The organism is Alcanivorax sp., assembly GCF_017794965.1.
Taxonomy (GTDB): Bacteria; Pseudomonadota; Gammaproteobacteria; order Pseudomonadales; family Alcanivoracaceae; genus Alcanivorax.
In genome coordinates, this window is record NZ_CP051240.1 from 2,592,560 (window position 1) to 2,615,519 (window position 22,960).

17 protein-coding genes are annotated in these 22,960 nt (G+C 58.9%); 10 read left to right on the forward strand and 7 right to left on the reverse strand.

What is annotated here, in order from left to right; all coding sequences use genetic code 11:
• Positions 1–29: 29 nt before the first annotated feature.
• Positions 30–320, reverse strand: coding sequence for a co-chaperone GroES (groES, locus tag HF945_RS11345; protein WP_035231498.1), 291 nt, complete (start codon positions 318–320; stop codon positions 30–32).
• Between the two features lie 437 nt (positions 321–757).
• A complete protein-coding gene (locus HF945_RS11350; protein ID WP_290522716.1) occupies positions 758–1,435 on the reverse strand; it encodes a pyridoxamine 5'-phosphate oxidase family protein in 678 nt (225 codons plus the stop codon).
• Positions 1,436–1,687: 252 nt separating this feature from the next.
• Between HF945_RS11350 and HF945_RS11355 the strand changes: the two genes are divergently transcribed.
• The 10 genes from HF945_RS11355 to HF945_RS11400 all read left to right on the forward strand — a co-directional run bounded on the left by HF945_RS11355 (position 1,688) and on the right by HF945_RS11400 (position 13,901).
• Positions 1,688–2,449, forward strand: coding sequence for an SDR family oxidoreductase (locus tag HF945_RS11355; RefSeq protein ID WP_290522717.1), 762 nt, complete (start codon positions 1,688–1,690; stop codon positions 2,447–2,449).
• 253 nt (positions 2,450–2,702) lie between these two features.
• Complete coding sequence (locus HF945_RS11360; RefSeq protein WP_290522718.1) at positions 2,703–3,011, forward strand: MGMT family protein; 309 nt, start codon at positions 2,703–2,705, stop codon at positions 3,009–3,011.
• Positions 3,012–3,086: 75 nt separating this feature from the next.
• Positions 3,087–4,631: an MFS transporter gene (locus HF945_RS11365; protein WP_290522719.1), complete on the forward strand. Its 1,545-nt coding sequence runs from the start codon at positions 3,087–3,089 to the stop codon at positions 4,629–4,631.
• A gap of 494 nt (positions 4,632–5,125) precedes the next feature.
• Positions 5,126–6,130: a response regulator gene (locus tag HF945_RS11370; protein WP_290522720.1), complete on the forward strand. Its 1,005-nt coding sequence runs from the start codon at positions 5,126–5,128 to the stop codon at positions 6,128–6,130.
• Positions 6,131–6,368: 238 nt separating this feature from the next.
• The gene (locus tag HF945_RS11375; protein ID WP_290522721.1) at positions 6,369–7,265 is read left to right on the forward strand and encodes a 2-dehydropantoate 2-reductase; all 897 of its coding nucleotides are present in this window, start codon (positions 6,369–6,371) and stop codon (positions 7,263–7,265) included.
• A 733-nt stretch (positions 7,266–7,998) separates the two neighbouring features.
• A complete protein-coding gene (locus HF945_RS11380) occupies positions 7,999–9,903 on the forward strand; it encodes a TonB-dependent receptor (RefSeq protein ID WP_290522722.1) in 1,905 nt (634 codons plus the stop codon).
• Between the two features lie 206 nt (positions 9,904–10,109).
• Complete coding sequence (locus HF945_RS11385; protein ID WP_290522723.1) at positions 10,110–10,667, forward strand: cob(I)yrinic acid a,c-diamide adenosyltransferase; 558 nt, start codon at positions 10,110–10,112, stop codon at positions 10,665–10,667.
• Between the two features lie 566 nt (positions 10,668–11,233).
• Positions 11,234–12,586: an ATP-binding protein gene (locus tag HF945_RS11390; protein ID WP_290522724.1), complete on the forward strand. Its 1,353-nt coding sequence runs from the start codon at positions 11,234–11,236 to the stop codon at positions 12,584–12,586.
• Positions 12,583–13,254 carry a response regulator gene (locus HF945_RS11395; RefSeq protein WP_290522725.1) on the forward strand — a complete coding sequence of 224 codons (672 nt, stop codon included), beginning with the start codon at positions 12,583–12,585 and terminating at the stop codon, positions 13,252–13,254. The genes HF945_RS11390 and HF945_RS11395 overlap by 4 nt, the downstream gene beginning before the upstream one ends.
• Before the next feature lie 311 nt (positions 13,255–13,565).
• Positions 13,566–13,901, forward strand: a complete 336-nt coding sequence (locus tag HF945_RS11400; protein WP_290522726.1) for a periplasmic heavy metal sensor — start codon at positions 13,566–13,568, stop codon at positions 13,899–13,901.
• Between the two features lie 244 nt (positions 13,902–14,145).
• Here HF945_RS11400 and aceF read toward each other — a convergent pair whose 3' ends face one another.
• The 5 genes from aceF to HF945_RS11425 form a co-directional block, all read right to left on the reverse strand.
• Positions 14,146–15,804, reverse strand: a complete 1,659-nt coding sequence (gene aceF / locus HF945_RS11405) for a dihydrolipoyllysine-residue acetyltransferase (RefSeq protein WP_290522727.1) — start codon at positions 15,802–15,804, stop codon at positions 14,146–14,148.
• A gap of 37 nt (positions 15,805–15,841) precedes the next feature.
• Entirely contained in the window at positions 15,842–18,514 is a 2,673-nt protein-coding gene (gene aceE / locus HF945_RS11410; RefSeq protein WP_290522728.1) for a pyruvate dehydrogenase (acetyl-transferring), homodimeric type, read from the reverse strand.
• Positions 18,515–19,199: 685 nt separating this feature from the next.
• Positions 19,200–20,033, reverse strand: coding sequence for a hypothetical protein (locus tag HF945_RS11415; RefSeq protein WP_290522729.1), 834 nt, complete (start codon positions 20,031–20,033; stop codon positions 19,200–19,202).
• Positions 20,030–20,596: a 1,6-anhydro-N-acetylmuramyl-L-alanine amidase AmpD gene (ampD, locus tag HF945_RS11420; RefSeq protein ID WP_290522730.1), complete on the reverse strand. Its 567-nt coding sequence runs from the start codon at positions 20,594–20,596 to the stop codon at positions 20,030–20,032. The genes HF945_RS11415 and ampD overlap by 4 nt, the downstream gene beginning before the upstream one ends.
• A gap of 45 nt (positions 20,597–20,641) precedes the next feature.
• On the reverse strand, positions 20,642–22,870 hold the full coding sequence (locus HF945_RS11425) for a DUF1631 domain-containing protein (protein WP_290522731.1): 2,229 nt from the start codon (positions 22,868–22,870) through the stop codon (positions 20,642–20,644).
• Positions 22,871–22,960 lie beyond the last annotated feature (90 nt).

Here is a 22,960-nt window from a genome sequence, read left to right on the forward strand (position 1 = left end):
CCTGGCCCTCAGCACGCCACCTTCAACGTTTAGCCTTCGATAACGGCCAGGATCTCGGATTCGCTCATGATCAGCAGTTCTTCACCTTCCACCTTCACGGTGTTGCCGGCGTACTGACCGAAGATCACCTTGTCGCCCTTCTTCACATCCAGCGGACGTACATCACCGTTGTCAGTGATCTTGCCGTTACCGGCGGCGATCACTTCACCACGGGACGGTTTCTCGGTGGCAGAACCGGGCAGCACAATACCGCCAGCGGACTTGGTCTCTTCTTCTTCACGGCGAACCAGCACGCGATCATGCAAAGGACGGATGTTCATTTTCCTTAAACTCCCAGTTTCAGTTCTGATGACATCCAAGCCCGCCGTAGGGCAGGCTTGGCAGTCCGAATTAGCACTCTAACGAGTCGAGTGCTAATCATAGTAATGATGACAGCGCAGTCAATAGGCGAGATACAGCTCCCCTGTGACTGTCTGCGGGGTCAGGAATGGGGCTGGACGTCAGGGTTTCAAGGGGGCGGGGGGGTAAAAAAGCGCCTGGCAGGTGTTTCGGGGAAGCCAGGGCACCACGAGAGAGGAGCGAGGCACGAGTGACGAGTTTCGAAAAGCGAGACCCGGATTTTGCCCTACGCAGCTCGAAACTCGTACCCCGTTCCTCTATGTAAGCTATTTCTGTGGGAGCGTGCTTGCACGCGAAAACCGGGCCAAGACTTCGCTTGCAAGCAAGCTCCCACAATTCACCCTCCTCCCGGACTGACTCACACAGGCGTGCGAGCCAGGGCGACCAGCGCCTCGCGCACCTGCACAGCATCTTCGGCACGGTTAGCAAAAGGGAGCCGGCGCAGCTTGCCTTCATGCAGCAACCAGCTACCCCAGGGATCCACCGCCAGCATCTCGGCGCCCTCGCCGGGACAGTCCAGCAGGCTCAGGTAATGGTCACAGGCATCGCTGTGGTCGGCGTTCATGTGCCCAACCATGCCCTGCTCCCGGGCCAGATCCCAGCCATGGGCCGGTAGCAAAGCCTGGCCATCCAACCACACAGCCTTGCCGAACCCGGGGATCCAGCGGGCTTTTTCCGGGCGCAGGGCAAAGAAGTGAAAATCCAGCTGCAGATAGTCGCGCATGTGCGGAAAGATCTTCAGGTAACGCTCTCCCTCCTCCACCGGTACCGGCTCAAGTGAACCGGTCACCGACAACCGCTGTGCGGCCTGCCAGTCACTGTGCCCTTCCTCGATCCACATCAGCGATACCACCGGGTTCTGGCGGATATTGATGGTGTGTTCGGCCAGGTCGCTCAGCAGCAGAAGCAGCCTGCCGGCCCCGTCAGACACCACATTCACCGCCGAGGACAAGGGCTGTCCATCCCCATCTATGGTCGCGAGAGCAGCATGACTATGCTGGTAGACAAAGGCCTGGGCCTGGGTGGTCGGTTCCATGAGGGCTCCGTTTCAGGATTCATTGCTGTATCAGGGACATTCCTGATTACAAGGTAGAGTAATGGGTCGGACGTCAGACGTCCGCCGCCCTATCTCACTCCGACACTCTCTCCCCTGCTTGCCCCTTTCCCAAGGCCCAATCCTGACGATTTTCCCCGCTTTCCCGGGGCCCTGAGCAATCCGGTCATTGGTCTGACCGGGAGCGACCACCATAATCGCCTTCATCGTGAACCGACAGTGTAAGGAATCACCATGGATCTGAACCAGAAAGTGATCGTAGTGACCGGTGCCGGTCGTGGCCTGGGCCGCGGTATTGCCACCTACTTCGCCGGCAAGGGCGCACGCATTGCCTGTGTGGACCTGAACCAGGAAGACCTGGACGGCACCGTGGCCGCCTGTAAGGAAGCTGGTGGCGACGCCCGCGCCTACATTGCCAACGTGGCAAAGGAAGAAGATGTTGAAGCCCTGTTCAACAACGTGGGTAACGACTTCGGCGCCCTGCACGGTCTGGTCAACAACGCCGGTATCACCCGCGACGGTCTGCTGGTGAAGTACAAGGACGGTGAAGTGGTGAGCAAGATGAGCCTGCAGCAGTGGCAGGCGGTCATCGACGTGAACCTGACCGGTGTGTTCCTGTGTGGCCGCGAAGCCGCTGCCAAGATGCTGGAACTGGGCACCGAGGAAGGCGTCATCGTGAACATCTCTTCCCTGGCCCGTCACGGCAGCTTCGGTCAGAGCAACTACTCTGCCGCCAAGTCCGCCGTTGCCGCCATGGCCGAGGTATGGGCGAAAGAGCTGGCCCGTTACAACATCCGTACCGGCGCCGTTGCCCCGGGCACCATCAACACCGACATGCTGGCCGCCATGAAGCCGGAAGCCCGCGAGCGTCTGGTGCAGGCGGTGCCGCTGCGTCGCCTGGGTGAAGCCGAGCATATCGCGCGTTCCGTGGCCTTCATCTTCGAGACCGACTATTTCACCGGTCGTTGCATCGATATGGATGGCGGTCTGCGATAAGCAGCTACTAGCTGTGAGCTGTGAGCTGTGAGCTGTGAGCTGTGAGCTGTGAGCCAGCATGATGTGCTGGACACTAAAAAGGGCAAGCCTTCGGGCCTGCCCTTTTTTGTGTGCCGTTACCCTCCAGCAACAGAAAACACCGTAGGGCGGAAATCGGCGAAAGCCGATCTCCGCCGCCTTGCGTCAGGCATCCAGCCGCTGGCATCAAGCATTTCCCCTTGCAGCTTGTCGGTTGTGGCTTGAAGCTTACCTGATGAACGATGAATTCCGAGACGCCGTCTACCAGATCGTGGCCGCCATCCCGGCTGGCAAGGTTAGCAGCTATGGCGCCGTGGCCAGACAGGCCGGCTTTCCACGCCATGCCCGCTTTGTGGGGCGACTGATGAGCCGGCTGCCCAATGACTCCCGCCTGCCCTGGCACCGGGTGCTGCGTAGCGACGGACACATTGCCCTCGCTGACACACCAGCCGGTGATATTCAGATACAGCGTCTGCTGGACGAAAACGTGGCCGTGACCGGCACACGGGTGCCCGGACATTTTTTTGTGAAGTGGGACGACTGAACCCACATCGCTCCCCGGTGACAAAGTGTCTATGATGATCCCTTCGCCCACCGGCAGACCCCATTAAGAGAATCCATGCCTCCACAAGACACCAGCTGGCAGCAGTCCCTCAAAGCCTTCCTGCACCCCCGGGTTGTGACCATGTTCTTCTATGGTTTCTCTGCCGGGATCCCGCTACTGCTGATTTTTTCTTCCCTGTCCCTGTGGCTCAGGGAAGCCGGCGTGGATCGCTCCACCGTGACCTATTTCAGCTGGGCGGCGCTAGCCTACTCCTTCAAGTTCCTGTGGGCCCCACTGATCGACCGACTACCGATCCCCGTCCTAACCCGGTTGCTTGGACGCCGCCGTGCCTGGCTGCTGGTGTCCCAGCTGGCCGTGGCGCTGTCTATCTTCACCATTTCCCAGGTTGACCCTTCACAACCCGGCGCCCTGAACCTGATGGCCTTTACCGTGGTCGCCCTTGGTTTTACCGCGGCCACTCAGGACATTGTGATAGACGCCTACCGCATCGAATCGGCTGGTGTTGAACTGCAGGCGCTGATGTCCTCGTCCTATATCGCCGGCTACCGGGTCGGTATGCTCACCTCCGGCGCCGGGTCACTGGTACTGGCCAGCCAGCTGGGCTCCACCAGTGAAGCGTATAGCTACAGTGCCTGGCAAAGCACCTATGCACTGATGGCCCTGACCATGCTGGTAGGTGCCATTACCACCCTGATTATCCGCGAGCCGGACAATCCACGACCGTCGTCATTCGAATACAGCAGCCAGCAATACCTGCGCTTTCTCAGCATCTTTGTCCTCGGCATCGCCACCTTTGTGACCCTGTATGTGATTACCGGGGCCCAGGCTGACGCCTTGCGGGCACAACTGGTCGACATGACCCACAACGGCGCGCTTGCCGGTTTGGTGGTAGAAAGTGCTCGCCTCCTGCTGGCTTTTGCCGTGGTCTTCGGGGTGGTGAAACTGCTGTCGCTGACACCGCTTTATGAGAAGCAGCTGGTGGAAGAGAGCTACATCGAGCCTGTGCGTGACTTCTTCCACCGCTATGGTGCCCGGCTGGCGCTGGTGATTTTGCTGTTTGTGGGCTTCTACCGGATTTCCGATATCGTGCTGGGCGTGATCTCCAATGTCTTCTTTGAAGACATCGGTTTCACCAAAGTGGAAATCGCCAAGGTGGTCAAAACCTTCGGGCTGTTCATGACCATCGCCGGCGGTTTCCTGGGCGGGATACTGGCTGTCCGTCATGGCGTCATCAAGGTGCTGTACCTTGGCGCTGCCCTCACCGTGGCCACCAATCTGCTGTTCCTGTGGCTGGCCCATGCCGGTCATGACATCCGGATTCTGTACGTGGTTATCTCAGCAGACAATCTCACCGCCGGCCTTGCCAGTGCTGCGTTCGTGGCGTTTCTGTCCCAGCTGACCAATGTCTCCTTCACGGCGGTGCAGTACGCCATCTTCAGCTCACTGATGACGCTGCTACCCAAGACCATTGGGGGCTATTCCGGCAGCATGGTCGACAACATGGGCTATCCGGGCTTCTTCCTGCTGGCCAGCCTGATGGGGGTTCCGGTGCTCGCCCTGATCTATCTGATCCAGCGCAACGGCGCCTTTCGGGACTAAGGAGCCTCTGAATAACTCCTTTCGTACTCAGCGTGGCCTGGAGCATGCAGCTGTTGTGTCTTGTCTCGATGGTCAGGGTGGTTCCCTTTCCGAGAGGCAAGGCGCAGCAGATGTGCGCTCCAGGCCGCGCCTTTATGCCCGAACGGGTGCTCCCGGGTCTTTCAGGCTGACTCGCACTCGTTGTTGCCTGTTCTTGAAGGTATGAGTTTCGACAGGCAACCAGCATGCCATCAAAAGTGCGCCCCTCTTTACCTTGGCCGAGGGGGCGAGCCAGCCTGAAAGACTGAGCATGCAAGGAGTTATTCAGAGGCTCCCTAAGACCTGCCCCTTAACCTTATCTGCCATCCCTCCCCCGCAATGGCCTTAACAGCGGGCAGGACCACGCCCCGGGAAATAGCAATGCCCCCGTCTGCCACCCCCTGCGCATCGACCAATTTTCAATCAACCAAAAACCGGCTATAGTTCACAGATTACAAAAAACAACAAGAATGCCAATGAACTTTGCCGAAATGGATATTCTGGTCGTAGACGATGCCCGCTTCTCGGCGGCCGTGGTCAACCGTACGCTGGCAGCCGCCGGCTACACCAACATCCGTCACGCCAACAGCGCGCAGGATGCGTTGGGGCAGCTGGCCCAGCAGCCCGCGGATCTGGTGGTGGCTGACTGGCTGATGCCGGGCATGGACGGTCTGGAGCTGACCCGTCGCATTCGGCAGAACGATGAAGCCAGCAACCGCTACACCTATGTGCTGCTGCTCACCGCGCGGGAAGGCGTGGACGCCCTTCAGCAGGCCTTCGACCAGGGCGTGGATGACTTTGTGTCCAAATCCTCCATGACCGAACAGCTTCAGCACCGGGTCATGGCCGCCGATCGTATTATCCAGCGCCACAATCGGGTGCAAACCGATTACCAGCGCATGCTGTCCTTCAATCGCCAGCTCAAGAAACAGGCCCTGATCGATCCACTCACCGGCTTCGGTAACCGCCAGGACAACCTGCGAGCCCTGCAAAATACCCTTAGACAGGCAGAGAAACGCGGCGGCGCGGCCTGCCTGATACTTCTACACCTGGAGCAATTCGAGGTTCAGCAGAAAGAGCGCGGCGCCAAGGTCATGCAGCAGGGCGTGTTGGCCTTCAGCCGCCGGCTGCGCCAGTCAGTACGACCACTGGACAGCGTTTGCCGGATACAGCCCGACCTGTTTGCCCTGGTCACCTGGCAACCGCACCTCAATCACTGTGAGCCCTCCGGCTTTCGCCGCCTTTATGAATCCCTCAATCACCGCGCCTACCAGACCGCCGCCGGCTTTATCAGTCTGCACGTGAGCATGGCGCTGACAGCCTCGGAAGGGGCTGCCTCGCCAGAGGCCATGTTCGGTCAGGCCGCAGAAGCGCTGCCCCTGTCGGTGGCCGAGAAACGGATCGTGGCCGCGGCGACCTCGGACAAGGAAAACAAAGAGGCGCAACCCGACATCCCCAGCGCCAACAAGGGCGCTCTTTGAGGAGCGAGTTGACTCAACGGCCCGGCAACAGACCTATGTTGTTTGCAGTAGTCCACTAAAACCGGACACCAAAGTGTTTGTGGGAGCGTGCTTGCACGCGAATGGCGCTCCCAAGAAAAGGCTTCGCGTGCAAGCACGCTCCCACAAAAAATCGACACCTCGGCAATGAGCCTGCTTAAGACAACCGGCCGCGCTTTCGATTTAGGCCTGACTCTCACCTTCTCCTGACTTTCGCACCATGCTGGCATACCATGCGAGCATGATCACACCGCTACCCCACTGGTATTTGCTCGGTGCCGGCAACATGGGCACCCTGGCCGCCTGGTATCTGACCCGGGCAGGACACACCGTCACCGTCATCAAGGCAGAGCGCTCCGCCACTCTGGAAAAAAACCTGCAGCTACCCGATGGCACATCGGCCAACTTGTCGCTACCGGTGGTGACGCCTGAGGCGCTGCCCCCGTCCATTGATTTCCTGTTGGTGGCGGTCAAAACCCCCTATTCCGCCGCCGCACTGGCCCCCGTCACCTCGCACCTGCACACCGGCAGCCAGGTTCTGCGCCTGCAGAATGGGCTGGGCGCACTGGATGGCCTGCTGCCGGACAACCTGACGGTGCTGGAAGCGGTGTCGACCAGCGCCGTGAAAGGCCAGCACCCGCACCACCAGATTGTCGCGGAGAATCTCACCTGGCTGGGTGGGCAAGCCAATCCCCCCGACTGGCTGGCAACGCTGCAAGCCCACTGGCCCAACCTGCAGTGGGCTGATGAAATTCATACACCCCAGTGGCAGAAGCTGGTGGCCAATGCCGTGATCAATCCTCTCACCGCAATCTACGATGTCCCCAACGGGGAGATCGTGGACGATCCAGAGCTGCGCAAGAGAGCCGAGCGAATTTGTGCAGAAGCCGACCGGGTCTTGCAGGCACTGGACCCAACCTGGCCGGCACAGTCCATCGAGAACGTGCTCGCCGTGGCCCGCGCCACCGCTGGCAATACCTCGTCCATGCGGGCTGACCGCCAGCGGGGCGCGGAAACAGAAATCGAGGTCATCAACGGCTGGATCGTGAAACAGGCGAATCGGCTAGGGCTGGAGGTGCCGGAGAACCAGGCCGTGATGGATGTGCTGAAAAGGTAACCTCGTTGAGCGGGTTGCGAAAATCACAACATGGTCTGGTCTTTCGTAATGCCTAACGAGTTTCTTCAGCGCCGAAACGCCTGCCTCTCTAAAGACGTTTATGGAATCATTACCTCGGGCAGGCTTACAGCAATTCCAGACACCGCGAAGTACACCAAGCCCTGTAGGAGTCCCACTTGAGGGACGAACCGAGCGCAGCGAGGCGAGCGAAGGGAGATCATTCTTTCGTGACATTTCGGGAATGATTGCTCGAAATCCGTTTCTGGAATCCTTACCTCGCCAGGGCTCGGATCGCGGTCGAACGACCGCTCCTACGGGTTCTAGCGGAGATATGTGCCAGCTGCATCCCGGTTCCTCGCTGTCGCTCGGTTCGCACCCCAAGTGGAGCTCCTACAGCGGCTTCGTAGAAATGAGGGAGGTCGGGAACTTTTTGGTTTCATCCAATCCAAGCGTTAGCTTGTAGCTTGTAGCTTGTAGCTTGTAGCTTGTAGCTTGTAGCTTGTAGCTTGTAGCTTGTAGCTTGTAGCTTGTAGCTTGTAGCTTGTAGCTTGTAGCTTGTAGCTTGTAGCTCGTAGCTCGTAGCTCGTAGCTCGTAGCTCGTAGCTCGTAGCTCGTAGCTCGTAGCTCGTAGCTGAAATCATCCCCGCTGTTGCCCTCCGTTACACCCAACTACTGGATTTAACGCCCGTTTTTCGCCATCGTAGCGGGCATTGTTCAATGTCTTGGAAACCCGATGCAGCGCAACCTTGTTTTGGCCATCAGCCTGATCGCCAGCGCCCCTCTGTTGGCCAGCAATGAAATCCAGACCGTGAAGGTCAGTGGCGCGGTGAGCCATGAGCTGGCCAGCGAACTGCCTACCGGTACCGTGGTCATCGACAGGCAGATGATCGACAGCCTGCCGGCCAGTGACCTCACCGAAGTCCTCGACAGTGTGGCCGGACTGCAGGTCAGTCAGCTGTACGGCATCAATGGCGGTGGCGCCAGCGTGGACCTGCTGGGGTTTGGGGCCACCGGTAACCAGAACACCCTGCTACTGCTCAATGGTCGCCGCCTCTCCGGCATTGATCTGGGCACACCGGATCTCACCGGCATTCCACTGGCCGCCATTGAACGTATCGAGATCCTGCCCGGGGCCGGGGCCGCGCTCTACGGTAACGGGGCCACCGGCGGCACCATCAATATCATTACCCGCCAGCGCTACCAGAACAGTGCCGGCATAGAAGCAAGTGGTGGCAGCTATGGCCTGCGCAGCGGGCAGCTGCATGCCACCGGTCGTCACAATAATCTGAGCGGCGCCCTCGCCGGCCACAGTCTCACCAGCGACGGTTACCGGGATAATAACCGCACCCGCAATAACAGCCTGTTCACCGACCTGCGTTATCAAGGCGAAGGCCTGCAGGCCTATTTCACTGCCACCGCCGAAAAGCAGTTCATGGGCCTGCCCGGCGGGCGTGGCGTCACCGCCACGGAAAACCAGTTCCGCAATGATCCCGAAGGGACCGACACCCCGGACGATGAGGTCGAACAGGAAAACTACTGGCTGATGCCCGGCCTGCGCATCAATCTGTCCGACCGTACGGCACTGACCCTGGAAGCCAGCAAGCGCCGCCAGCATCAGGAGTTCGACTTTGTCTCCGGTAGCTATGCCAGTGATACCGTCATTCACAGCTACAGTGTGACGCCCAAGCTGGAAAGCCAGCTGACTACCGGCAGTGCGGTACACAACTGGACCTTGGGCTTTGACCTGAACAAATACGACTATGATAGCCGCACCAGTTTCGGTAATCGGGATCTGGAGCAGGAGCAACGAGCCTGGTACCTGCATAACCTGATCAGTTTGACCCCGAAGCTGTCGCTAAGCGCAGGGGCACGCCGGCTGGAAAGCAACCTCACCGGCGAAGGGGACGACAAGGCGCAGGACGGCGAGATGTACGAAGGCGGGATTCGCTATACCTTCACCGGCAACCTTTCCCTGTTTGCCGGGGCGCAACGCAGCGTACGCATTGCCAACCTGGATGAGCTAACCCCCTTCAATCCGCCCATTGATCCCCAGACCGGCCACACCTATACCCTTGGCGCCAGCTGGTCTGAGGGAATGCAACACTCCACCCTGACCCTGTGGCGGGCCGACATCGACAACGAAATCCTGTTCGACCCGATCAGTTTCACCAACCGCAATCTGGACGACCCCACCTTGCACAAGGGCATCAGCATCAATTCCCGCTGGCGTCTGGACAGGGACCTGACCTTCACCGCCAACGCCAGTGCCCAGCAGGCAAGGTTTGACGGCGGCCCGTTCAGCGGTAACGATGTGCCCCTGGTACCCGAGCACACCATGAGCCTGAGCGCTGACTGGCAGGCCCTGCCCTGGTTGTCAGCCCAACTGCACCACCGCTATGTGGGTGACCGCCGATACGACAGTGATCTGGCCAACCAGTACAGCAAGCTGGATCATTACCGCAGCAGTGATATCCAGCTGACTGCCCATTACCGTGGTGCCTACCTGCGCGCCGGGGTATATAACCTGGAAGACAATCTGGTAGCTGACTACGGTGTCTACAGCCCCGCTAGCGGCGGCACCACACTCTACCCGCTGCCGGAACGCCACTACCGCATTGCCATCGGCTACGAGCTTTAAAGCAGCTGCAAGCTTCAAGCTGCAACGCGGGATGAGATGCTCCCTAACTTAAGCGCCTTGCCCGCGAGTTATTTCAGAAATTGTGCGCGGGCAAGGCTTTCGCCTCCCTGTCCACGCTTATCCGTGTTGCAGCTTGTGGCTTGTAGCTTGCTTTCCCATCACTTGCAGGCATGCTCCCACAGCGAAATGCCCAAAAGGATTGATTCATGACTGACAAAACCCGCATCAACCGCGTCATTACCCGCACTGGCGACAAGGGGGAAACCGGGCTGGCCGATGGCTCCCGGGTCAGCAAGAGCCACCCGCGTATCATCGCACTGGGTGAGCTGGATGAACTGAACGGCACCCTTGGGGTACTGCGTACCCATGGACTGGATGAAGACATGGAAACCCTGCTTGCGGAGCTGCAACAACGCCTGTTCGATATCGGCGGCGAGCTGGCCATCCCCGGCCGGATCGTCATCGACGATCATGATCTGGTGGAAGTGGAATCCCAGGCCGACACCCTGAATGCCGAACTGCCACCGTTGAAGGAATTTGTCCTCCCCGGCGGCCACCCTGCCGCCGCCTGGTGCCATCACTGCCGCACCGTGGCACGCCGGGTAGAGCGCCAACTGGTGATACTGCACAACGATGACGACGACGCCGTCAATCCCGTCAGCCTGGCCCTGGTCAATCGCCTCTCCGACCTGCTGTTCGTCATGGCCCGCCTGATCAACCAGCGCAACGAACACCCGGAAACGCTGTGGGCACCAAAAGGATAGGGACGAGCTTTGAGTTACAAGCTAACACCGGGATCAGGAAAAGCCGGAGTGTTCCCTGACTCCTCTAGGGAGCCTCTGAATAACTCCTTGCATGCTCAGTCTTTCAGGCTGATTCACAATCTAGGCGCACTTTTGAAGGCATGCTGGTTGCCTGTCGAGAAAGTGCAACAACGAGTGTGGATCAGCCTGAAAGACCCGGAGGGCGTGGCCTGAAGCGCACATCTGCTGCGCCTTGCCTCTTGAAAAGGGAGCCACCCTTCCCTTCGAGACAAGACACAACAGCTGCACGCTTCAGGCCACGCTGAGTACGCAAGGAGTTATTCAGAGGCTCCCTAGCTCTACGAAACCGCCGAACCCAACAAGTTGGAAGGCTTTTCCGTTCTTCTGAAAACCCGGGAACTATTTGGGATTTTCCTTTCCAATCAAGCGTAGCTTGTAGCTTGTAGCTTGTAGCTTGTAGCTTGTAGCTTGTAGCTATGATCCACCCTTTATGAAAACATTGTGCAAATGCTCCCCTGCCCCCGACGGCGCGGTACACTGGGTTACCGAACAGCCGAACTGACGCCATGGGCATCCGCAACAAGCTTTTTCTGATCTTTCTGGGCACCTTCCTGATTCTGACCCTGGCGGCCAGCGGGTTCTATTACCTCTCTTTCGTGCGCAGCCTGGACTCCTATCTGGATGAGCGTCAGCAGGAGCAGGTGGTTCGGCTGGCCGAGCATCTCGGTACTCTGTACGAACAGAACGGTAGCTGGGCCTTCCTGCTGGACGATCCCCGTCGCCTGGGGCGACTTTATCGACTGGCAGGCGAGGATGATCAGGGGCCAGGTCAACGGGGAGAGTCCCGGCATCTACAATTGCTGGACCCCCAAAAATCCGTGCTGATCGGTCGCCCCGCCCCACCCAGGCTCCGCTCCGAGATTCCCGTGCAGGCCCGGGGGGAACTGGTGGGCTTCCTGACCCACCCAAACCAGGATGCCATTCGCGACAAGCTGGCCGACCGCTTCCGGGACCGTCAGCGAGGGTTCATGAGCTGGATGGTGGCCGTGGGCGTGGGGCTTTCCCTGCTGGTCTCCTGGCTGCTGGCGCGCCATTTGGTGGCCCCCTTGCTGGCGCTCACCCGCCACGCCCATACCCTGCAAGAAGGTGACTACAGCACCCGCCTTGCCGACCCGAGAAAGGATGAGCTGGGCGTCCTCAGCCGCCAGCTGGATCAGCTGGCTGAACGGCTTGAGCAGGGCCAACAGGCTCGCCAACGCTGGTTCTCGGATATTGCCCACGAGTTACGCACTCCGGTGGCGATCCTCAAGGGAGAGCTTGAAGCCCTGGTGGACGGTGTGCGCCCACTCAACCGGGAGGCGATCCTGGCACTGGAGAGTGAAACCGGGCAACTGGCGCACCTGATTGATGACCTGCACGACCTGGCACTGGCGGACGGAGGCAACCTGCGTTACCAGTTCCAGCACCACGATTTAGCCGCACTCATACGCGACGTGCTGGACAGCTACCAGCACCCGCTGGAGCAACACAACCTGACACTGGAAACCCGCCTTCCTGAACAGGCACAGGCCCTGCTCGACCCGGTCCGCATTCGCCAGTTACTGGATAACCTGCTGCAGAATACGGTGAAATATACCCATGACGGTGGCCAGCTGCGCGTGCTACTGCAACAGGACAATAGCCAATGGCGACTGGTCGTGGAAGACAGCGCCCCCGGGGTACCCGATGATGCCCTGCCGCAATTGTTTGACCACCTCTATCGTGTGGACAGTTCCCGGAACCGTCGCACCGGTGGCGCTGGCCTGGGGCTGGCCATTTGTCGGCGTATTGCCCAGGCCCATGGCGGTACGCTCAACGCGGCGCACAGCCCCCTTGGCGGCGTGCAGATTATCCTGACCCTGCCGGGAGAGACAGCATGACCCGTATCCTGATTGTGGAAGACGAACCCCGGCTGGCGCAGCTTGTAGCAGATTATCTCACCCACGCTCACTTTGAGACCGAGCAGACTGACAGCGCCAATGCAGCAATTACGCTGGCCCAGAGCGGTCGTTTTGACGCCATGCTGCTGGATCTGATGCTGCCGGACGGAGACGGCATGGATGTGTGCAAGGCCGTGCGCAAAGACAGCAACCTGCCCATTCTGATGATCACCGCCAAGGTGGATGAGGTCGATCGGCTACTGGGCCTGGAACTGGGTGCCGACGATTATATCTGCAAGCCTTTCAGCCCCCGGGAAGTAGTGGCACGCGTCAAGGCCGTTCTGCGCCGTGCCCATCCAGAGCCGGCCCACGACAGTCCGTCCCTGAAACTGGATGAGGACCGTTTCGAGGCCATCATTGGCAACCATCCCATCACCCTGACAGCCATCGAGTTCGCCCTGCTGCAAACCCTGGCCCGCCATCCCGGCCGCATCTGGTCCCGCGACCAGCTGATGGACGAGATTTATCAGGACCACCGGGTCGTCTCCGACCGCACCATCGACAGCCACATCCGCAAACTGCGCAAGAAACTGACCGAGCACAGTGCAGACGCCCACTATTGGATCGGCAGCGTCTACGGCGTCGGCTATCGGCTGGAAACGCCATAACTGCCCACCCCTCCGCCCTTGTAGGAGTTCCCTTCCAGGGGACGAATCGTGCGCAGCACGGAATTACCCGAAGGGTCATCAAATCATTCAGATCTCCCTTCGGTCGCCTCGCTGCGCGAGGTTCGTCCCCTGGAAGGGAACTCCTACAGTTCACCCCGGCGTTTTCCGGTTTTGATTTTCCTTGTAGCTGGAAGCTCAAAGCTCGCCCCTGCTGTTTCCACATTCCCTGCATATTCCTTGCACGCTTTCCATGAATACTGGTCACATCAAACACAGGGACTACGTGTCCCGAGGACTTCCCCAAGGAGAGCATGATGAAAAAAGTCGCCGTTATTCTTCTCGCCGTATTCTCTACCGCCGCTTTTGCCTATGGACCGGGTCACGGTCACAAAGGTGGTGAGCGGATGGTGGAACACATGACCCAGAAGCTGGATCTAAGTGAGGAGCAAAGCAAACAGATGCAGGCCGTTTTCGAAGAACAGGGCAAGAAAATGAAAGCCCTGCACGACGAGACCCAGGACAAGATCAACGCCATCCTGACCCCTGAACAACAGGACAAAATGGCCGATATGAAAGAGAAGCGCAAAGAGCGTTGGGAAGAGCGCAAGGAAAAGCGTAAAGAGAAAATGGAAAAGCGGGGCAATTAACAGGTTAGGTCGGACGTCTGAAGTCAGACGTCCGACCCTTCCCTTGAACGGAAAAAGCCGGCAATCGAGCCCAATACCGTTAACCCAAGCGCGATGCTTCTGTGGGAGCGTGCTTGCACGCGAATGGCGCGCCATGACACAAAGACTTCGCTTGCAAGCAATCTCCCACAAGAAGAGCAAACCACTTCTTAGGTGAACAGCATTAGGCAATCGAGCCGGCTTTTCCGTTCAAGGGAAGCCCCTTTTAGAGCAGCACCCGCCGCATATCTGACAGCAACTGGCTCAGATAAGAGGTGAAGCGCGCCGCATCGGCCCCGTCAATCACGCGATGATCATAGGACAGACTCAACGGCAGGGTCAGACGCGGCACGAACTGGCTGCCATCCCATACCGGCTGCATGTCCGAACGGCTCACCCCCAGAATGGCCACTTCCGGCCAGTTCACAATGGGGGAAAATGCCGTACCACCAATCCCGCCCAGTGACGAAATGCTAAACGTACCGCCCTTCATGTCCGCCGGCGTCAGCTTGCGATTACGCGCCTTCTCCGCCAGGTCTCCCATTTCTACAGCGATTTCTTTCAGGGTCTTCTTGTCCGCATCCTTGATCACTGGCACCACCAGACCATTGGGAGTGTCCACTGCAATACCAATATTGATGTAGTGCTTGTGAATCAGGGCTTCGCCGCTATTCTCGAGAGAACTGTTGAAGCGCGGAAACGCTTTCAGCGCCTTGGCACAGGCCGCTACCAGGAACGCCAGCATGGTGAGCTTGACGCCCTCGCGTTCCAGCGCCTTGTTCTGCTGCTTGCGGAAGGCTTCCAGGTCGGTGATGTCGGCATTGTCATGCTGGGTCACATGGGGAATCGTCAACCAGGAACGATGCAGATTCTGGGCAGACACCTTGCGCAGCTTGTTGAGCTCTTCCCGCTCGATATCCCCAAACTGGCTGAAGTCGATCTCCGGCAAATCCAGACTCAGGCCACCACCGCCAGCAGAGGCTGCCGGCTGGTTTTCCAGACGCTGTTTCACCCAGGCATGCACATCTTCCTTGAGGATGCGTTCCTTGGGCCCGGTGCCGGGCACCTGCGCCAGATCCACCCCCATTTCTCTGGCCAGCTTGCGGACCGCCGGCCCTGCATGGACCGATTTACTCGGGGAACTGGCCGCAGCAGAGGTAGCTGACGCCTTCTTGGCCGGTTCAGCCTGTTGCTGCGCTTGCTCCTGTTTCCCGGTAGCGTCGCTCTGGGGTTCGGATGCTGCGGATGCGGACCCGGCGGCCTCCTGCTCTGCGCTCTCTGCGCTCTCACCGGATACCGTCAGGGTCAGCAGGGCGTCCCCGGTGCTGACCTTGTCACCCACCTTGATAGTCACTGACTCCACCGTGCCCGCCTGGGGCGCGGGGATTTCCAGCGAGGCCTTGTCGGATTCCAGTACCGCGATCACCTGCTCGGCTTCCAGCGCATCACCGGCAGCCACGCTGACCTCGATAATTTCGGCCCCTTCGATATCACCCAGGTCCGGTACTGTCACCGTTTCCGTGCGTGAGCCGCTACTGCTGGCCGACTTTGCTGGCGCTTCTTCAACGGCAGGCTCGGGGGTATCCTGAGACTCTGCAGGAGTCGCGTCTTTTCCTTCGGGCTCGGCAGGGGCGCTGTCGCCAGCCTCATCGCCTGCCTCCACCATCAGCAGGTCATCGCCTTCTTTCACCCGGTCACCCACCTTCACATTGATGGCGGTAACCTTGCCCGCTTTCGGTGCCGGCACCTCCACCGTGGCCTTGTCGGATTCCAGCACCACGATGGTATCTTCCGCGGCGATGGTATCGCCGACTTTTACGCTGATCTCGATGACGTCAACAGGATCACTGCTGCCCACATCGGGAACCTGAATCTTCTCACTCACACCAGTCTCCTTTTAGTGAGATTATCTTGAGGTGCGATCAATGCATCACCGGATAGGGTTTATCCGTGTCGATGCCGTATTTCTCGATGGCCTGCTTCACCTTGGCTGCATCCACCTTGCCTTCCTTGCGCAGCGCATTCAGCGCCGCCAGCACCACAAAGTGACGATCCACTTCAAAGAAGTGACGCAATTTCTGGCGCGAATCACTGCGACCGAAGCCATCGGTACCCAGCACCGAGTACGGCGCCTTGATCCAGGGGCGGATCTGGTCGGCAAAGCTGCGCATGTAATCGGTAGAGGCAATGACCGGGCCATCGCGGCCGTCCAGACATTTCTCAACCCAGTTCTGTTCACGTTCGCTGTCCGGATGGAGCAGCTCGTCACGGTCCTTCTGGATGCCTTCGCGGCGTAGTTCATTGAAGCTGGTCACGCTCCATACGTCCGCGGCAATACCGAAGTCATCGCGCAGCAGTTCGGCTGCAGCTTCCACTTCACGCAAGATAGTGCCACTGCCCAGCAGCTGGACCCGGGGAGACTTTTTGGTCTTTGCCTTGCCTTCACGCAGCAGGTACATGCCGCGACGGATGCCCTCTTCAGCGCCTTCCGGCATGGCACCATGCACGTAGTTCTCGTTCATCAGCGTCAGGTAATAGAAGACTTTTTCATTGTCTTCGTACATGCGCTTGAGACCGTCGTGCAGGATCACCGCCAGCTCATAGCTGTAGGTGGGGTCGTAGCTGACACAGTTGGGAATGGTGCCCGCCAGGATATGGCTGTGGCCATCCTGATGCTGCAGGCCTTCGCCGTTGAGCGTGGTACGCCCGGCGGTGGCACCCAGCAGGAAACCGCGTGCCTGGCTATCGCCCGCTGCCCAGGCCAGATCACCAATGCGCTGGAACCCGAACATGGAGTAATAGATGTAGAACGGAATCAGGGCGAAGTTGTGCACGCTGTAGCTGGTGGCGGCCGCCAGCCAGCCGGACATGGCACCGGCTTCGTTGATGCCCTCCTCCAGAATGCGTCCCTTCTTCTCTTCCCGGTAGTACATCACCTGACCGGCATCTTCCGGTTCGTATTTCTGGCCACCGGAGGAGTAGATGCCCAACTGACGGAACAGACCTTCCATACCAAAGGTACGGGCCTCATCCGGCACAATGGGCACCACGCGCTCACCAATCTGCTTGTCTTTGATCAGCGCACTCATCATGCGCACAAAGGCCATGGTGGTGGAGATTTCCCGATCACCACTGCCCTCCAGGAAGCTGGCAAACACATCCAGCCCGGGGATGGTCAGCGCCTGGCTGGCCTGCTGACGACGCACCGGCATATAGCCACCCAGCTTGTTGCGCTGCTCGTTCATGTAGCGCAATTCCGGTGAATTTGGCTCGGGACGGTAATACGGCACATCCTTGAGCTCTTCATCGGTGAACGGCATATCGAAGCGGTCGCGGAAATCTTTCAGGCTTTCCAGATCCAGTTTCTTCATCTGGTGGGCCTTGTTCACCGCTTCGCCGGCACCGGTGGCATAGCCCTTCACCGTCTTGGCCAGAATCACAGTGGGACGACCAGTGTGCTTGGTGGCCTCGTTATAGGCGGCGTACACCTTGAACGGATCATGGCCACCACGGTTAAGACGATAGATGTCCTCGTCGGACATATGGGCCACCAGCTCCTTCAGCTCAGGATATTTGCCGAAGAAATGCTCACGGGTATAGGCCCCGCCGTTCTTCTTGTAAGCCTGATATTCCCCATCCACACACTCTTCCATGCGGCGGCGCAGCAGGCCTTGATTGTCTTTTTCCAGCAACGGATCCCAGAGACGCCCCCAGACCACCTTGATCACGTTCCAGCCAGCACCGCGAAACACCCCTTCCAGCTCCTGGATGATCTTGCTGTTGCCACGCACCGGACCATCCAGACGCTGCAGGTTACAGTTGACCACGAACACCAGGTTATCCAGCTTCTCGCGGCCAGCCAGCGCCAGCGCGCCCAGGGACTCCGGCTCGTCCATCTCACCATCACCGAGGAAGGCCCAGACTTTACGATTGTCCTGCTGGATCAGTTCGCGATTCTGCAAGTACTTCATGATATGGGCCTGGTAGATGGCCTGAATCGGCCCCAGCCCCATGGAGACGGTGGGGAACTGCCAGAAATCCGGCATCAGCCACGGGTGCGGGTAGGATGACAGGCCCTTCCCGTCCACTTCCCGGCGGAAGTTGTCCAGCTGCTCCTCACTGATTCGCCCTTCCAGATAAGCCCGGGCGTAGACCCCCGGCGCCGAGTGCCCCTGGAAGAACACCAGGTCCCCTTCGTTGTCATCGCTGGGGGCCCGGAAGAAATGGTTGAACCCCACATCGTAGAGGGTCGCGGATGAGGCGAAGGAGGCAATATGGCCGCCAAGCTCATCATCGTTGTTCATGTTTGCCCGCATCACCATGGCAAGGGCATTCCAGCGCACCAGGGAACGGATACGACGTTCCATGAACATATCGCCGGGAATGGAGGCTTCGTCTTGCGGGGAAATGGTGTTGAGATAGGGGGTGTTCAGGTGGGTACGATGGATGCCCTGTTCCTGGGCTTCGTTGGCAATGACGTCGAGTAGCCAGGCGGCCCGTTCCGGACCTTCCCGCTCGACCACTGATTCCAGTGCATCAAGCCATTCCCGCGTTTCGGCGGGATCCATATCATCAAAGAAACTTCTTTTGTGCATGGGCGTGCGTCCTTTTTCGCGTAGCCGGGCGGCACGTCAGGATCACTGTCGTACCGCAAACATACCCGGGGGTGTCCGGGCGAGGCGAACCTCATTGTGCTCCGGGTGATACCGGAAACCTGCATTCATACTAGCGATGATGACCGGGCGGTCAAATGACAATAACCATCAAAAACAGTTATTTGGGCATTATTTCTTTACCAGTCATTACCAGCTTGCACCGAGTGCCGGAAAGACGCCATAAGACGAACAGCGAAAGGATGAGGTACCCGTTGCGAGAAGCGAGTTTCGAAGGGCAAAAACCGAGCCATTCATTCACTGCTGTCCCACAGTTTGACTTAGCGAAGTCCGAAACCCGCCAGGCTGGCAAGCCGGCGGGTTTCTCTGTTTAGGGGGACAGGATTTCACCGCCGCATTTTGACTCTCAGATGCCCGGCTCGTGGGAGCCTGCTTGCAGGCGAATGTTGGTGCGGCAAGGGCTATTCGCTTGAAAGCAAGCTCCCACAAAGGAAGGGGGGAGGCTTTCCCAAAGAGGGGGCTGAAAATGTGGGACAGCAGTGAAAACCCGGGAACTTTTCCGGTTTTCTTGATCGAATCGAGCATAGCTCATAGCTCATAGCTCATAGCTCATAGCTCATAGCTCATAGCTCATAGCTCATAGCTCATAGCTCATAGCTCATAGCTGTCAGCTCAACATCACCCACAGCGCGGCCAGGATCAACCACACGGCCAGGCACCGCAGCAACAGGCCTTGCAGGGATTCCAGGGGCGCGATGATGCGGTAGAAGGGGGAGCCCTCCTCCTGATCCGGCAGCTCCATGGCAACCCGGGCAGCCATGGCCGCATGCTGCTCTGCGCCCTGCAGCTTGAACCAGTGCCCACGCATACAATCGAGCACCGCCGCGAAATCACCCACCAGCGCCATGCTGAAGATGAGCAAGCGCTGGGCAGGCCAGCACAGCCATTGATCCAGCCGGGTCGCCCAATGGGTATGCTCCCGCTCCGTGCGGCTGGCCCAGGCATGGTTGAGCACCACCACCAGGGCGGCGGGCAACCCGGCAATCACCAACCAGAAGATCGCCACGAACAGGCGCTGTTCCCGAGACAGGACTTTTTCTGCCAGTGCTTGCTGCATGGCCGGTGAATGGGGATCGCCCTGGATCTCGAATTCATCTTCTGCCAGCGCTGCAAACCCCTCCGGGTCGCTCATTCGCCCACGAACCAGCAGCTCATCCACCTGCCGAAATTCACTGTGCCCGCCCAGCAGCCACAACAACACGCCACCACCCAGCAAAAGCCACAGCCACTGCCCCCAGAAGCCTTGCAGCTGGCACTCGACCACTGCCAGCACCACCGCGGGCACAACGATGCCCAGCCCCCAGGACAAGCCCCCATTGCCAAACCGGCTCGACATGCGCTGGAGCCAGGCCTGATGGCGCTGTCGGTTGGTCATCCAGTGAGGCCAGTCACTTTCCAGACGACGCAGCCCCAGCACCAGAATCAGCATCAGAAAGGTCATGTCTGTGTCTCCTTGAACGCGGCCAGGCTCTGCAAATACTTCTGCCATTGAAACGCCGGGCCCGGATCCGTCTTGCGACCCGGGGCTATGTGCTCATGACCGGTGATACGCTGGTCGGTAATGGCCGGGTAATGCTGCTGTAGCGCGGCGGTTAACGCCACCAGGCTCCGGTACTGGGCACACTCGTAGGGCGACTGGTCGGTGCCTTCCAGTTCAATACCAATCGCGTAGTCATTGCAGTTTGCCCGGCCCTCAAAGGTGGACACCCCGGCATGCCAGGCACGCTTGTCACAATCCACAAACTGCATTAGCTGGCCATCACGGCGTATCAGAAAATGAGAGGACACCGTCAACTGATGGATCTCACGAAAATAGGGATCCCGATCCGGATCAAGGCGGTTGCAGAACAGGTCTTCGATATAGGGCCCGCCAAACTGGCCCGGAGGCAGGCTGATATTATGGATAACCAGCAGGGAAATATCGTCAGGGGCGGGTCGTTCATTGAAGTTGGGCGACGGACACCATTGCGCCTGTTTCACCCGATGCTCGCTAAGGGTCAGCACCCATGCTCTCCTTGCCGGATCTGAATGGAGGCGGGGCGCGTTTGGTCAGTGACTGGCCTGCATGCGCCGCAGGTCGCCAATCACGGCTTCCAGTGCACGGTCGAAAAGAGCCCCTTCTTCAATGAGTTTAACAGCCCCCTTATGAAGGGCAACGGCCAGGCTGTAAGCTGAGAACTCTGCCACCTTGATACCGCGGCGGTTGGTGAACACCAACTTGACGCCGCCACGAATATTGGCCGCCAGTTTGGCACGACGGGGCTCTTCACCATCCAGCAATTCAATCCAGTGCCCGGGGGACAGCTGTGCGGTCTTGCGCACCAGGAAATGATCCTCCGGCAACTCGGGATCCGCCGCCACAGGCGCTTGCGCTTCAGGCGCTGGCGCCACGGCTACCCGCTCAGTCTCCAGCCCCTTAAGCAGTTGCTGATGCACATCGCGCAGTTTGAGCAACCATTGCCGCGCATCCGCTTCATCATAGTTGATCCGGGCCAGCCCGGCTTGCAGGGATTTGAGCAGCTTGGGGCTGAGTGCCTTGAGTTTCTCCAGGGCAGCCTGATCGCGATGTGCCAGTGTACTCCAGACAACCGCGTCCACGATTTTGGCACTCTGCTGCCAGGCAGGACTGTCCTCCCCTTCCTTCAACCAGGTCAGGTATAGCACCTGTTGCCAGCCTTCGCGCAGCAGCTGCACGACCACATCGGGCAGTTTCCGCCCGGCGATGCGCTTGTCGAGCAAGGTGGCCACCGCCAGGCGGGCCTGCTCTGCGCGCACCTTGCCCTCTTCCGCTTCACGCACGCGTTGTTCGACGCGATCGGAGCGAGAGGTCTGGCTGGCAAAGTACTGCTCGAATTCCTGCAAGAGCCGATGAAACAGGCTGGCATCATCTTCAAAATCATCAATGACACGATGAACGGCCTCATTGATGCGTTGATAAAGCTCGTCCTGAATACCCTGTTGCGGGTCCCACTGGCACCCGGCTTTCGCCAGCACGTTGAGCAACTGCCGGGCTTCATGATTCTCGTTATTGAAGAACGTCTTGTCGGTGATGGCCACCTTGAGCAGGGGAATCTGCAGACGCCCGATCAGGGCCTTGATTTCGGACGGCAGGCCTTCATCGTCCAGGATGAAATCAAACAGCATGGACACCAGATTGATCACATCGTCGTCAGCCTGGTCCAGGGCATGGATTGCCTCGCCGTGCTCATTATCCAGCAACTCGGAAAGGTCTTCCTTCAGATTCGCCTTCTCGACCGCGTCACTTTCAAGGCTTCGCTCTACGCGCTGCAGGCGGTTAAGCATGCCCAGCAGGTCGTCAGAACTGACCGGGTTTACTGATGCTGTATTGGCTACCGGGGCACCGTTCATGTACGGCACACCGTTCTGCATCACCGCCATGGCGGTATTCACTGCTGCATGACTGTCCGGATTAGCTGCAGGTGCCGCCCCCCCCTGCATACCTCGCATGGTGACCAGCAACTCCTGCAAGACGCCAAACATCTGGTCATTTATCTGCCCGCCGCCACCGGCAGCGGCATCTGTGGCCCCGCTGGTGATAGTGCGATTACCCGGCTTGCGAGCAGGCGCAATGGGGGCCGATTTCATTTCCGGCAACACCCCGGCCTCAATCAACAGCTTATTGGCTTCGCTAACCAGATAACCGGTTTCCGCCATGACTTCACGCTCGAACAGCTTGAGTACGATCAGGCGTGCCTTGATATCAATGGCGAGCTTTTCCAGCCCGTCATTGAAGGCGGACACCAACTGGCGAGGTTCAAGGGGGTTGTTCTTTTCCGTGAGGGCAACTTTCCCTTCCAGCAGGTACTCCATGCGGTGGGCGAGCACCTTGAGCTGCTCATCACAGCCATTACGAGCACGGCGAGCCATATTGTCCAGGGCGACGGACGTTTCCAGCTCGTCCTCATTGACCAGCGTCAGGGAATCCAGATCCAGTTTTTCCGGCTGCACACTCTCGCTACCTGCATCCGGTTTCTTCTGTAACCCCTGGAACAGGTTGATGACAGACTGACGGAAACCGGTTTCCAGCCCTGCCCGCTGGATACGCAGTTCTCGCATGGCCTCAAAATAACGCTCTCGCTCACTATCCGAGGCCTTTTCAGCCAGGTCATACAAGGCATCGTCGGCGCCATCCAGCATGTCACTGAGGTAGGCGCAAACCAGTTTGAGATTGCCGTCACGCACCCTTTCCAGCGGTCTCGGCAGGGCGCTGGAAACCGCTTTTTCGGCAACAGGCTTCAATTTAGTGACCTTGGACATGGGACTCCCGGCGAGACGGACCGCATCAATGGGACGTTAGTTTTGATATTATTTACCGTACCACACAACACAAACTACGAATTTTGAACT